General features: G+C 42.7%; 13 protein-coding genes and 1 pseudogene. 9 read left to right on the top strand and 5 right to left on the bottom strand.

What is annotated here, in order from left to right:
* Positions 1-31: 31 nt before the first annotated feature.
* The 3 genes from L6C30_RS02150 to L6C30_RS02160 all read left to right on the top strand — a co-directional run bounded on the left by L6C30_RS02150 (position 32) and on the right by L6C30_RS02160 (position 2,719).
* Positions 32-1,051 carry an RsiV family protein gene (locus L6C30_RS02150; protein ID WP_070153205.1) on the top strand — a complete coding sequence of 340 codons (1,020 nt, stop codon included), beginning with the start codon at positions 32-34 and terminating at the stop codon, positions 1,049-1,051.
* Between the two features lies 1 nt (position 1,052).
* On the top strand, positions 1,053-1,877 hold the full coding sequence (locus L6C30_RS02155) for a TatD family hydrolase (RefSeq protein ID WP_019838413.1): 825 nt from the start codon (positions 1,053-1,055) through the stop codon (positions 1,875-1,877).
* 68 nt (positions 1,878-1,945) lie between these two features.
* Positions 1,946-2,719, top strand: a complete 774-nt coding sequence (locus L6C30_RS02160; RefSeq protein WP_070153201.1) for a ThiF family adenylyltransferase — start codon at positions 1,946-1,948, stop codon at positions 2,717-2,719.
* A gap of 63 nt (positions 2,720-2,782) precedes the next feature.
* Here L6C30_RS02160 and dusA read toward each other — a convergent pair whose 3' ends face one another.
* Complete coding sequence (dusA, locus tag L6C30_RS02165; RefSeq protein WP_230245379.1) at positions 2,783-3,805, bottom strand: tRNA dihydrouridine(20/20a) synthase DusA; 1,023 nt, start codon at positions 3,803-3,805, stop codon at positions 2,783-2,785.
* A 232-nt stretch (positions 3,806-4,037) separates the two neighbouring features.
* Here dusA and L6C30_RS02170 point away from each other — a divergent pair, with 232 nt between their 5' ends.
* On the top strand, positions 4,038-4,685 hold the full coding sequence (locus tag L6C30_RS02170; RefSeq protein ID WP_019836708.1) for a hypothetical protein: 648 nt from the start codon (positions 4,038-4,040) through the stop codon (positions 4,683-4,685).
* Positions 4,686-4,713: 28 nt separating this feature from the next.
* Here L6C30_RS02170 and L6C30_RS02175 read toward each other — a convergent pair whose 3' ends face one another.
* On the bottom strand, positions 4,714-5,901 hold the full coding sequence (locus L6C30_RS02175; protein ID WP_019836709.1) for an MFS transporter: 1,188 nt from the start codon (positions 5,899-5,901) through the stop codon (positions 4,714-4,716).
* Between the two features lie 94 nt (positions 5,902-5,995).
* Positions 5,996-6,106, bottom strand: a pseudogene (locus L6C30_RS02180) (EamA family transporter); the annotation flags it as partial.
* Positions 6,107-6,968: 862 nt separating this feature from the next.
* Between L6C30_RS02180 and L6C30_RS02185 the strand changes: the two are divergent.
* The 5 genes from L6C30_RS02185 to L6C30_RS02205 all read left to right on the top strand — a co-directional run bounded on the left by L6C30_RS02185 (position 6,969) and on the right by L6C30_RS02205 (position 12,116).
* Positions 6,969-8,096 (top strand): Re/Si-specific NAD(P)(+) transhydrogenase subunit alpha, encoded by a 1,128-nt coding sequence (locus L6C30_RS02185; protein WP_019836710.1) that lies wholly within the window; start codon positions 6,969-6,971, stop codon positions 8,094-8,096.
* Positions 8,097-8,107: 11 nt separating this feature from the next.
* Positions 8,108-8,431: a proton-translocating transhydrogenase family protein gene (locus tag L6C30_RS02190; protein ID WP_004974924.1), complete on the top strand. Its 324-nt coding sequence runs from the start codon at positions 8,108-8,110 to the stop codon at positions 8,429-8,431.
* Between the two features lie 3 nt (positions 8,432-8,434).
* A complete protein-coding gene (locus tag L6C30_RS02195) occupies positions 8,435-9,880 on the top strand; it encodes an NAD(P)(+) transhydrogenase (Re/Si-specific) subunit beta (RefSeq protein ID WP_019836711.1) in 1,446 nt (481 codons plus the stop codon).
* Between the two features lie 349 nt (positions 9,881-10,229).
* On the top strand, positions 10,230-11,489 hold the full coding sequence (locus tag L6C30_RS02200) for an ammonium transporter (RefSeq protein WP_374706586.1): 1,260 nt from the start codon (positions 10,230-10,232) through the stop codon (positions 11,487-11,489).
* Between the two features lie 18 nt (positions 11,490-11,507).
* A complete protein-coding gene (locus tag L6C30_RS02205) occupies positions 11,508-12,116 on the top strand; it encodes a hypothetical protein (RefSeq protein ID WP_019836713.1) in 609 nt (202 codons plus the stop codon).
* 56 nt (positions 12,117-12,172) lie between these two features.
* Here L6C30_RS02205 and rsfS read toward each other — a convergent pair whose 3' ends face one another.
* Both rsfS and L6C30_RS02215 read right to left on the bottom strand, forming a co-directional pair.
* Positions 12,173-12,580 (bottom strand): ribosome silencing factor, encoded by a 408-nt coding sequence (gene rsfS, locus L6C30_RS02210; RefSeq protein ID WP_019836714.1) that lies wholly within the window; start codon positions 12,578-12,580, stop codon positions 12,173-12,175.
* 84 nt (positions 12,581-12,664) lie between these two features.
* A complete protein-coding gene (locus tag L6C30_RS02215) occupies positions 12,665-13,450 on the bottom strand; it encodes a hydroxypyruvate isomerase family protein (RefSeq protein ID WP_019836715.1) in 786 nt (261 codons plus the stop codon).
* Positions 13,451-13,484 lie beyond the last annotated feature (34 nt).

Here is a 13,484-nt window from a genome sequence, read left to right on the forward strand (position 1 = left end):
AGCAAAAATTGATGAAATCAAGGTTGTATCCATGTTGAAAAATAGAAGTATTTTGGCGATTAGTATTTTAATTACAACTTTAGGGATCACTGCATGTCAGCCAAAGAAAACAGAACCTGAAGCGGTCGAGGCTAAGCAAACGCAGACAGAACAGCAAAGCCTAAAACTGGTCGGCGATATTGAAAAACTGAATTTATCGTTGCCTAAATGTGATGGAAAAAACTGCCCTGAAATCTCAATTGAACGTTTGAATAGCAATCAGGCCTTTATCGACCATTTTATTGATCAGAAAATTATTCAAGAATTGGCACAAATTTTAGAAATTGCACCACAGCAGGCGGCTTCTGAAGCTGCTGCAATTGACCATGCAGCCAGTGAAAATACAGCAGCTAGTGCTGCAGATACACCTGCCAGTAACCCTACTATCGCAGCCATTGCACAAGTGGAAACTTTGGCGCAAAAATTAGAAAAACAAACTGTGCCTTATGTGCAAAGCTTTTTGGCACTTGATCAGGAACTGAAAGCTTTAAGCTCAAATCATAAAATCAGTTTGATGATTAAGCCTAAAATTTTAAATGCAGATCAGCCTTTGGCAACCGTAGTACTAAATAGCAGTAGTTATTTGGGCGGAGCACATGGTGCATCGGCACAGCAATACTATAATTTTGATTTAGAGAAGAAAAAATTAGTATTGTTAAATGACATTTTGTTAGAGAAGCAGCGCCCACAATTAGAGCGTAAAGCTTATGAAGCGTTTAAACAATGGGTCATTGCATCTGAACTTTCTACCAATGTGGAAGAATATGAGCAAGCGTGGAAATTTAAGCTATCGGAAAATTACTATTTGGGTCAACAAGGATTAATTTTGCAATATGCAGAATATGAAATTGGTCCTTATGTTGTTGGTTTGCCGCGTTTAACCATTCCGTATGCAGAACTACAGGGAATTTTAAAAGCTGCATATTTGCCTGAAACAGAAGCAGCCTCTGAAGCATCAGCACAACCTGCCGAAGCCAGTGCTACAACGGCAACAACCAAAGCGAAATCTTAATATGAGCATTGCGCTGTTTGATACGCATACCCATTTTGATGTACCTGATTTTGACTCAGATCGGGAGCAATTGGCGTATGCGGCGAATGCAGCAGGCGTAGAACATTTGGTGCTGATTGGCTTTGTACAATCCCGTTTTCAGGATTTAATCGCCACACAACAGTTTTTAAATCAACTTGAGCAGGTGCCACAAAGTCATCTTGCACCAGGCTTGCATCCTTTTTATATTGAACAGCATCAAAGCCAACATCTACAAGATTTAGAGCAGTTTTTGCAACAACAGCATTGTGTCGCTGTGGGCGAAATTGGCTTAGATACTTTTTTAGCTGAACATAAACAGCCCGAAGCGTTTCAAAAGCAGCAAGATTTTTTTGCCGCGCAATTGGAAATCGCTCGTCAGCAACATAAACCTGTACTGCTACATATTCGTAAGGCTCATGCCGAAACCTTAAAAATACTCAAACAGCAACAATTTCAGTTTGGTGGCATCGCACATGCTTTTAGTGGTGGGGTGCAAGAAGCCAAAACACTGATCAAATTGGGTTTTAAAATTGGTGTGACAGGTCAGATTACCAATCCGAATGCAAAAAAACTGCGCCGTGTTGTGCAGGAAATTGGTGCTAAACATTTGGTTTTGGAAACCGACTGCCCCGATATGACGCCTTTATGTTGTCAGACGGATGCCCAATCACGCACCCGTAATACCCCTGCGAATCTAATTTATGTGCTTGAAGGTTTAGCGGATTGTTTAGAAATTGCACCGCAGACTTTAGCCGCACAGCTTTGGCAGAATAGTGTTCAAGTATTAGACTTGCCGAAACTCTAGATGAAACAACACGAAGTCTGCGAAACGCAGTAAAATGCCCACAATTTGAAATTAGATTTGATTGCAGCATGACAGACCTTCTTCAAGATGATGAATATGAACGCCGTTTTGCAGGTGTGGCCAAAATTTATGGCGACAGTGCTTTTCAGCATTATGCCCAAAGTCATGTCATGGTGATTGGAATTGGCGGTGTCGGCTCTTGGGCTGTTGAGGCATTGGCACGTACAGGTATAGGCGAGCTGACACTGGTGGATATGGATGTGGTCGCTGCATCTAATATTAACCGTCAATTACCTGCCATGAGTTCAACTTTGGGATGTGAAAAAATTGATGTCATGGCAGAACGTTGTCGTTCTATTAATCCACGTATCAAAATTAATTTGGTCGATGATTACCTCAGTCCAGACAATGTCAAAGTCTTATTGGCGACGGCACCAGATTTGATTTTAGATTGCATTGATGATGTAAAAGCCAAACTGGCTTTAATGCTGCATTGCCGTTTTAACAAGATTCCTTTGATTGTGTCGGGTGGTGCAGGTGGCAAGCTAGATCCGCTGAAAATTCGAGTGGCAGATTTATCTAAAACTGAACAAGACCCGATGTTGGCAAAATTACGTGCTCAATTACGCAGCAAAGGTATTTGTAAAAAACCAAAAGAAAAGTTTGGGATTACTTGTGTGTACTCTATCGACAATCCATTTTCCAGTGCAAATGTTTGCCCTAGTGCAGGCTTGCGCTGTGGCGGTTATGGTTCGTCAGTCGTGGTTACCTCCAGTTTTGCGATGGTGGCGGTGGCAGAAGTGCTAAAAAAGTTAGATGCTTTACAAGCTAAAAATTCATAAATCAAAGCCATGCAAGGCATGGCTTAGAAAAATTCTCTTTGATTTTTCTTATCTCCAATGAGTTTACTCATTAGGTCGTTGTAGCTGCTGCTCTTTTAAATAGTCTTCTGTACGTTGCATTGCTGCTTGAATATTCACCAGTGCTTGCTCTACATCGGCAAATGTTTTGGCATTGCCGCCACTTAGTGCTTGACGCCATTTACGTGCCCCAGGCAGGTTTTGGAATAAACCTAAAATATGGCGGGTGATGACAGAAAGTGGTGCACCTTGTTGTAGACGTTGTTCAATATACGGCAACATGCGCTGCATAATTTCAAAACGATCAGGCAATTCTAATCCCCATAATTGTCCAAGCTCTGCCAGTAAATAAGGGTTGTGATAGGCTTCGCGACCAATCATTACCCCATCGACATGCTTGAGGTGTTGTTGGGTTTCGGCAAACGTTTTAATTCCACCATTAATTTCAATTAACAATTCAGGGCGGTCTTGTTTTAGACGATACACATCTTCATAACGCAGCGGTGGTACTTCACGGTTTTCTTTAGGTGATAAACCTTGTAATAAGGCAATTCGGGCATGCACGATAAAGTTGTTGCAACCTGTTTGAGCCACGGTATCCACAAAATGGAGCATCTCTGCATAAGAGTGCATGTCGTCAATCCCGATTCGATGTTTTACGGTTACAGGAATATCAACAGCTTGACGCATGGCGGCAATACATTCTGCCACCAAGTCTGGCTCTGCCATTAAACACGCGCCAATTTTATTGTTTTGTACTCGATCACTTGGGCAGCCAACGTTCAAGTTGATTTCATCATAACCCCAGTCTTGTGCCATTTTGCTGCAGGTCGCAAGGTCTTTTGGATTTGAACCACCAAGCTGCAAGACAATAGGATGTTCTTCCTTACTGTAATCTAAATGACGCTTAGCATCACCAAATAAAATCGCGCCTGTGGTCACCATTTCGGTATACAGAATGATATTGGGGTTAAATAAACGTGCAAAAAAACGGTAATCACGGGTAGTCCAATCCATCATCGGGGCAACCGAAATGCGAGGTTGTAAAGTTTGGATGGCACGTGTCATAACCCACCTGAATTGAAAAATAAAAGCACAAGACCGCGCATTATACGGGGTTTAAGTGAAAATCGACAGTGTCCACAACCCACATCCATTGGCATCAACTTTGCTTTGTTCGCTATGAAACACAGCAGCGCAACCGTAGATGCTAAAGCGGAACTGCTCAGTATTTGTATGCGTAGCCGTTTTTTAGTATGTTGAAAAGATAACGATAACGCAGCATAAGAGAGAGAATAAAATGTTGGTGTTAGAAGAAATTTATCGAACTAAGAAAAATGAATTTTCAACGGCATTTAATTTACGCATGCAGCGCAGTTTAAGTTGGTGGAAAAAAGCCATTGATTTTCATGATGATATTGATATGCAATTTATGACAGCATGGGTAGCCTTGAGTGCCTTGTATGCGCAAAGTCAGACAGCAGAGCATACACAACAACAGACCTTGCAGCAATTTGTGCAGCGCATGTATCAAAAAGATGTCGATCAGCGCATGGCGAAAATCATTTGGGACAAATATCCACAAAGTTTAGAGGTGTTGCTGACCAATCCTTATTTGTATCAAAGTTTTTGGGATTGGCGTAATCAAAAAATGACTGAAGCCGAATGGCGTGCAGATTATGAAGTAGAAAAACAGCAGATTATGCAGGCATTGCACATCCATGATTCAGCCACAATTTTGGCGTGTTTATTTAATCGCTTACTGACTTTACAGCAGCAACTTTTACAAGGTGGTACAACCTATAACAGCGCAATCAACCGCAAACAACTCAGCCATGCCAATACTTTATTGTGTGCGTTGATGCCGTGTTTTATCCAAATTTTATTGGAAAATTTAGAAAATGTGGAGTGGAGTCAGCCATTTTATCCTGTGATGCAAATGTCTTAAGCGACTTGCTTGATTGTAATCGCAGCGTTTAAGACATGGCGTGTTGACGTTGATGTTGCCAGTCGAGCAGGGCAAAGCTCATTGCGGCTGCAACAAAACATAAACCAACTAGGCAACTCCACAACCATCCACCGTGTTGCCACGCATAGATTCCCAAGGCAGAACCACAAGCACCGCCAGTAAAATAACTGGTCATATAAATTGAGTTAATCCGCGATTTGGCATCGGGGCGTAAGTGAAAAATTACGTTTTGGTTGCTGCTGTGTACGGTGGCAAGCCCAAGATTAATTAAGCCAAAACCAAGAATATAACTCCATAAGCTAAATTGTCCGTTGTATAGAAAGACCCAACTGATTGCCAATAACGCCAACCCCCCCCACGTCAGCGCTATAACATAGCCACGATCTGCAATTTTTCCTACGTGTTTGGTCGAAAGCGCACCGAATACTCCCACCATTGCCACAATGCCCACCATAAAGTCGGCTAAGCCAAAACTGGATTTGAGTAATACTGCGATGGTAGAAAACAATACGCTCATTGCAGCAAAAACAAACGCACCGATGAAGGCGCGATAGACCAAACGACGTTCTTCTAAAATGAGTTTGCCCATAGACTGAAACACGGCCAAATAGCTGAGTTTGCTTGTTGAGATAAAGGGTAAGCGCGCTTTAAGGACTGCGGCAATGCACAGCATCAGTATTCCACTAATTAGATAAATCACTTTCCAATGGAATAAATTGGACAGTAAACCTGCCAAACTGGTCGAAAGTAAAATACCGACCAGTAAGCCACTCATCAATAAACCAACCACTTCACCCATTTTTTCAGGTTTTACGGTCATGGTGGCAAAGGGAATTAAGACTTGTGCCGCCACAGAAAACAGCCCTGTGATAATCGTGCCAATCCATAGCATGCTTAAATTGCTGGAAAAGGCACATAAAAATAAGCCAATCGAGGCCAAAAACATCAATAGGGGAATGAATTTGGTTTTATTGACAATATCGCCCATAGGCACAATAAACAATAAACCCAGTGCATAAGATACTTGTGCAAAAGTCACCGTCAATGCCACTTGGGATTGCGGAATCTGGAAAGATTGATGAATCGAGTAAATCAGCGGTTGGCAATAATAATTGGCCCCCGCGCATAGGCCACAGGCAATCGCCATCAACCAGAGCAGGGTTTTATCTTGGCTGATGTCGGGTGCAGTGTTCATAGTTATCCTGAGATTTATGGTAAAACGGGGTTGCAGTAGCTCAAAGATTGAATCCAATATTCAACTTCATTAGTGGCAGGATGTCGCCTTTAACTTAATGAGAGAACTTGTTTTTGGACAAGGTGATCATCATCACGCCTACAATATTGAGCATGCAGCCGAACCATTGTATGCCATTTAGATGTTCACCTAAAAATGCTGTCGAGCAAGGCGGATGTAAGAAAAGTGACACTTGCTGCGCACAAAAATGCAAGTTGCATGATAGATAAACACAGATGCGACTGCATGGATAAAGCTGTGTGCTGTATTTGAGCAAGCATAGCCGATCTTATGCAGATGGTCTGATTGAGATGGCATAAATTTTGTAAAAGTAGAGCAAATGGGCTTTGCACGATAATGGTGCAAATTAGCTGAAAATATTACAAAACAGAGAAAATCCATCATCAGACTAAATGACGCACAAAAAAAATGAAAAAAATAGCAACGCTAACTTAGACCTGAGTTGAATAAATTTAAACTTCTTTTAAAAGTTTTACTGTTTGAAATATTCGGTTTTACTCATAAGGCAAAGGTAGGTTTTTCTAAGGTTTTCAGTTGCGCAAAACACTTCTAAATTGAACCTTGTTGTGCAGTGTAAAAATTGTCAAAAAAGTCAATTTGGTGTTTAAGTTTTGCTTTTAGCGCTTAAATGTATAGATATGCAATCTTTTAGCGCTAAGTCGGATTTTCCGAATTAAGTGAAATGCGTGTCAGAATGATCAATGCTTAATTCATTTAAATGTGGTCAACTGCAAGCTCAAAGCATCGCTTTTTTTCTTTTAGACACGCCAAATCGAAGTTTCGCTGAATAATTAGACTTATATTCAAGAAGCAAAACTTATCAATTATATCTCGCAACAATATTTTCATGAATCATCAGTTCAAAATATAGGTATTTATTAAATAAATATTGGGTGGTAATTTAAAAATGTTGCATTAGAATCCAAAAATTCAACAAAACTTATCCTGAGGGGAAAGCATCGTTATCGACGATGTTGACTTAAGAAAAACCAGCTTGAGGAACGCTCATGCAGATCGGAATTCCAACCGAAACTGTTGTCGGTGAAAATCGTGTCGCTGCGACGCCAGAAACAGTAAAGAAGTTGATTAGCGCGGGTCATAGCGTAGTCATTGAACGTGGTGCAGGCATCAAAGCCGCTTATATCGACAGCGCTTATGAACAAGTAGGCGCGACCATGACAGATGATGCTTATCGCGGTAGCCAAATGATTTTGAAAGTTCGTGCCCCAAAGGGTGAGGAAATTCAAAAACTTGCACCGAACAGCACTGTGGTGGCGATGTTTGATCCTTACCGTAATACTGAATTAGACCAATTTGCTGCGGCTCAGGTGTCTGCATTTGCTTTAGAGCTTTTGCCACGTACCTTGTCGCGTGCGCAAAATATGGACGTGTTGTCATCACAAGCCAACTTGGCAGGTTATAAATCTGTATTGTTGGCTGCCGCAGAATATCAACGTATGTTCCCAATGTTAATGACGGCAGCGGGTACTGTAAAACCTGCGCGTGTTGTGATCATGGGTGTAGGTGTTGCGGGCTTGCAAGCGATTGCAACGGCGAAGCGTTTAGGTGCTGTAGTAGAAGCAACTGACTTGCGTCCAACGGCAAAAGATCAGGTGGAATCTTTGGGTGGTAAGTGGTTAGACGTACCAATGTCTGAGGAAGAACAACAAAAAGCTGCCGATGCTGCCAAAAATGGTTACGGCTGGATGCCTGGTGAACAATACATTAAAGACCAAGCGGTGATTGTCGATAAAGCGGTTTCTAATGCGGATATCGTGATCACCACTGCGTTATTGCCAGGTCGTGATGCACCGCGCTTAATCAAAGCGGAAACTGTGGCAAAAATGAAGCCAGGTTCTGTGATTTTAGATATGGCGGTTGAAACGGGTGGTAACGTCGAAGGTTCACAATGCGGTGAAACTGTAGTGACTGCTAATGGTGTAAAAATTTTGGGTATTCCAAATATTCCATCGACTGTATCGACAGAGGCATCTGCACTATACGCGCGTAATGTGTTCAATTTTGTTGAAACATTATTTGATAACGACAAGAACTTCGCATTGAATCCAGAAGAAGAAATTCAGAAAGCATTGCTGGTCACTCATAACGGTCAAGTGCTGTTAAAGCGTGGTTAAGGAGAACTCTCATGGTTGAAACAATTACGATTTTTGTCCTTGCCATCTTCGTAGGTTACTACGTGGTGTGGGGGGTAACACCTGCGTTACATACGCCATTAATGGCAGTAACCAATGCACTTTCTTCAATTATTATTGTAGGTGCGATGATTCAAACTGTCGGTCTACCAATTATGGGTGTAGAAGGCAGTGTCGACTTCCAAACCATTAATGTGGTGAGTGTACTTGGTGCGATTGCTGTGTTCTTGGCAAGCATCAATATTTTCGGTGGTTTTGCAGTGACTGCGCGTATGCTGGAAATGTTCAAACCAAAAGCAAAGAAAAAAGAGGGCTAATGCATGGAATTTATTCGTGAATATGCAGACTGGTTCTATTTAATCGGGGCTGTGCTCTTTATCTTAACTTTACGTGGTTTGTCTGGCCCTAAAACTGCGATTGCGGGCAACCGTTATGGCATGATCGCAATGGCGATTGCAGTCTTGACCACATTCTTCGTGGCAGACAATCCTGTTGTGTGGATGATCCTGGCAGCCATGGCAGCAGGTGCAGTGGTGGGTATTGCCCGCGCACGTACGGTGCCAATGACTCAAATGCCTGAAACTGTAGCCTTAATGCACTCTTTAGTTGGTTTGGCTGCGGTTTTAATTGCGATTGCTGCGATTATTCATAACAACAAGTTGATCGAACTGGGTCCAGACTTGTTGACTGCAAATGGCATTACTTTCCATGAAATGAGCAAGGTTCATTTATTTGAACTGTTTGTAGGCTGTTTCGTGGGTGCGATTACCTTTACCGCATCTGTTTTTGCATACGGTAAATTGGCGGCAAAGAAATGGGCAAAAACCATTTCGGGTGCATGGGTAAAACCTGTTCAAGCGTTAATTTTCCTTGCTATGTTAGGTTTCGGGATTCACTTCTTCCTGAGCGGTAACATGACTTCATTCTGGGCAATGACAGGTCTGGCATTGGCATTCGGTTGGGTATGGATTGCACCAGTGGGTGGCGGTGACATGCCAGTTGTGGTGTCATTGTTGAACTCATTCTCAGGTTGGGCAGCAGCAGGTATTGGTTTCACGCTTGAAAATAACATGCTGATTGTTGCAGGCTCATTGGTCGGTTCTTCAGGTGCGATTCTGTCTTACATTATGTGTAAAGCCATGAACCGTTCAATCATCAACGTATTGTTTGGTGGTGCGATGGGCGGTGCAGCTGCACCAACAGCGGCAGCGGGTGCGCAAGTGCAACGTAACTACCGTTCTGGTTCTGCTGATGATGCTGGCTTCTTGATGTCAAATGCAGACAGCGTGGTGATTGTACCTGGTTATGGTATGGCACAAGGTCGTGCCCAGAATGCGGTAAAAGAATTGGCAAACTTGTTGAAAGAGCAAGGTGTAACAGTTCGCTTTGCGATTCACCCAGTGGCAGGTCGTATGCCAGGTCACATGAACGTATTGCTTGCAGAAGCTGATGTACCGTATGAAGATATCTTGGAAATGGACGAAATCAACTCAGATTTCCCTGCTACAGATGTGGTGTTGGTCATTGGTGCGAATGACGTAGTTAACCCTGCGGCAAAAGATGATCCAAACTCGCCAATTTACGGTATGCCAATTCTTGAAGCGCATAAAGCACGTACCATTATGGTCATCAAGCGCTCTATGGCAACAGGTTATGCTGGTCTAGACAACGACTTGTTCTATAACGACAAGACCATGATGATCTTTGGTGATGCCAAGAAAGTGGTGGAAGATATGACTAAAGCGATTAATGGTACAGGTCACTAATTCTCTCAATCATTCGATTCTAAAAAAATCCCTCTTTATTCAAAGGGGGATTTTTTTATGCCTGAAATATTTTCACTTATGTAGCTCATCTTTTGGGTATGTTTGATGAGAGCCGGAATTCGTGCAAATAAATAACTATTAAACAGGTTCGGATTTTATTTTTGTGATTTAAATTTTTGAAAAATAATAAAAATATATTTTTTAAATGCTCAGAAGAATCCGTAATAAATGGCACTGTTCTTGCATTTCTCTGTTTAAAAGGTAGGGGTGTTGCATGAAAATAAATCATTATATTGCGTTGTTCATTGGGGTATTGGCTCTACCTGCTTATGCAGCAGAGCAAGTTGAAATGATTCAAAATATTCAAGAGATTCGTATTTCACTCGATAGTGTGTGGGTGATTATGGGCGGAATTTTGGTGTTCTTTATGCAAGCCGGATTTGCCATGATTGAAAGTGGTTCGGTACGTAGTAAAAACACCGTCAATGTATTAATGAAAAATTATATGGACGCCTGCTTGGGTGGGCTGGTCTTTTGGATTGTGGGTTTTGGTTTGATGTTTGGGGTCAACCAAAGTGGTTGGTTAGGGACATCGCATTTTTTACCGAATCAGCTTGATGATTGGCATTGGAATCTTTTGTTCTTTCAAATGATGTTCGCTGCTACTGCGACCACCATTGCCAGTGGGGCAATGGCTGAACGGATTCGCTTTGTTGCCTATGTGGTGAGTGCGGCGGTGGTCAATGGTTTGATCTATCCGGTCTTTGGCAGTTGGGCGTGGGGGAGCTTATTTGCAGGAGAGGGTTGGCTCAAAGCCATGGGCTTTATTGATTTTGCCGGCTCTACGGTGGTGCATTCGATTGGAGGATGGGTCGCGCTTGCAGGCATTATCGTGCTCGGCCCACGAATTGGACGTTTTGGGCGTCATGGTCAAGTGCATCATTTGCCTGGGCATAACTTGCCCTTAATTGCCTTGGGTGGTTTTATCTTATGGCTTGCGTGGTTTGGCTTTAATGCTGCCTCCACGGTCAATGCCAATGTCAGCATCGGGCGTATTGCCTTAAATACTCACTTAGCAGCATGTTCCGCTGCAGTGGCTTATATGTTATTTGCACTCCTGATGCGTAAAGCGATTCTCATCAAAACCACGATTAATGCATCGCTTGGGGGCTTAGTCGGCATTACTGCGGGTTGTGCGACTATGAGTCCGATGTTCGCTGTACTGACCGGTTTGGTCGCAGGGTTAATGGTCAGCATTTTGCCTGCACTGCTTGAAAAACTCCGAGTGGATGATGTAGTCGATGCAGTCACCGTGCATGGCTTTTGCGGGGCATGGGGCACACTCGCTGCAGGGCTCTTCTTTGAAAGCAATATGTTTAATACCGAGATTATTCTTGTACAAGCCATGGGGGTGTTTGCGGCCTTTGCATGGGGGTTTGGAGTGGCATTTATTGTATTTAAAACCTTGCATGTCGTCTTGGGCGGCTTACGTGTCAGTGCGCAGCATGAGCAGCGTGGTTTAGATTATACCGAGCATGCGGAACTGTCTTATCCAGAATTTCAGCGTGATATTACCTGTGAAACTGATGACATCACCAAACGCCATTAAATGAGGAGGGAATTCAAGATGAATGCAGAAGTCCTGAATGTTGGACAACGTCGTTTAGCCATTCAACGTGCACTCCAACACTATTTTCATGGGGCACGTTTAGATCAGGTGGTAGGCTATTGGGAGCAGGAATACAGTGCAAAACCAGCCTTTGTGCTCAATCGATTTTTAAGTGAAATTTGCACCACAGAAGAGCTTAAGCAAAACCGTAAAGAAATGCTCAAGCAAGTATTATATGAGCTGACCATCATTGAAAAAGATGAGTTATTGCAGACCAATACGAAGGCACAAACCGTCAACGTTTCAGCGCAATATCATGCCTATATCGATTTTGTTGCTGAGGTGCTGCATGCTGTGCTTGAGCAAGATACAGATGACTTTTTTGATACGTTGAAAATGCAATTATTGAGAGATCGTATTTTGCTGAATGACTCCAGTGCGATGTACAACACGACACTTGCGATGATGGATCGTGCACAAGCCAAAGATCATGCCAAGGCCATTACCAGTTTATATCAGGTGCTGTGTGAGTTTTATGGACCACAACGTTCAGATCAAGTATTTGCGCAAGCTCGGCTAATGATTAAAGCGAAATATCCGGAGGCCGATTTGCATCAATTGCTCTAGTCGTATGCAGGCAATAAAAAAGCGACCGTGAGGGTCGCTTTTTTGAATCTTGGGTTTTACGCTACAGAGTCAGTATCTGTAGGATTGCGCCATAAGCTTTCTAGGTCGTAAAATTTACGTGCTGTTGGGAGCATGATGTGAACAACTACCATACCAAGATCGACCAAAATCCATTCTGCATCACGTTCACCTTCAATACCGATTGGGCGAAAGCCTGCTTTGCGCGCTTCTTCAGCAACATTATCGGCAATAGATTTTACGTGGCGAGTTGAAGTGCCGCTAGCAATTACAATGGCATCTGAAACATTACTAATGCTGCTGACATCAAGTTCAACAATTTCTTTGGCTTTTACATCAAGGAGAGCTTCATGTACAACTTTAAGACAGGTTTGTACGTCATGCTTTTGGGTATTCATTGCAAGATCGTGAGAATTAGAAGCGCCGGGCGATGGTTCTAAATTCATGGAGTGTATAATTTCCTAAAATTATTCATCATCTAATATAGCTGTTTTAGCCTGAAATTTCAAATTGGTTTAATTTCAAGCATTTTAAGGCGAGGCAAAATATTTGTCTTTCCATGCAAATGATTGATTTGACGTAAGACTTGGGCGGTATTCTGCAGCGACATAACCTGAATAAGCACTGAGCTGTAACCATTCAAAAATAGCAGCATAGTCTATCTCGCCCGAGCCAGGTTCATGGCGTCCTGGATTGTCAGCAAACTGGATATGACCAATATCCTGTATGTTTTCTTGCAATGCGCTCAGCACATCTTCGCCCATCATCGCCATATGATAACAGTCGTATTGCATTTTAAGAGCAGGATGTTTGACCGCTTCTAGTATCTCTTGAGCTTGCGCAATATTTTGTACTAAAAAACGAGGCATGTCGGTGCCATTAATCATTTCAAATACAGGCTGAATATGATGTTGAGTGAGCATCGAGCAGGCCAGTTTTAGATTTTCAGCCAGTGTGTTTAAGCACGGTAGTAAATCGGCATCGACAGGTTGTTTGCCTGCCAAAATATTAACGCGGGGGACATTTAACGCTGTGGCATAGCGGATAGCCAACTCTAGGGCATGATGAAATTCAATCTCTTGTCCAGGTACGCCCGCCAAACCATTGCCACCTTGCATGAGGTCACCTGCAGGGACATTAATTAAGCACAGGTTAAGCTGGTGGAGTGTGAGTTGGGTTTGAATTTGCTCAATACTTAGCTCATAGGGAAATTGAATTTCAACATGCTGAAAATCATGTTCCCGTGCAAGGGCAAAGCGTTCAATTAACGGCACTTCGGTAAAAATCATCGACAGATTAACCGCCAGTTTAGACATGCAGATGCTCCTTGCAGGCAAAGATTGGATCAGG

Origin of the sequence: Acinetobacter sp. KAM396 (assembly GCF_021602765.1) — a bacterium.
GTDB classification, from domain to species: domain Bacteria; phylum Pseudomonadota; class Gammaproteobacteria; order Pseudomonadales; family Moraxellaceae; genus Acinetobacter; species Acinetobacter towneri_A.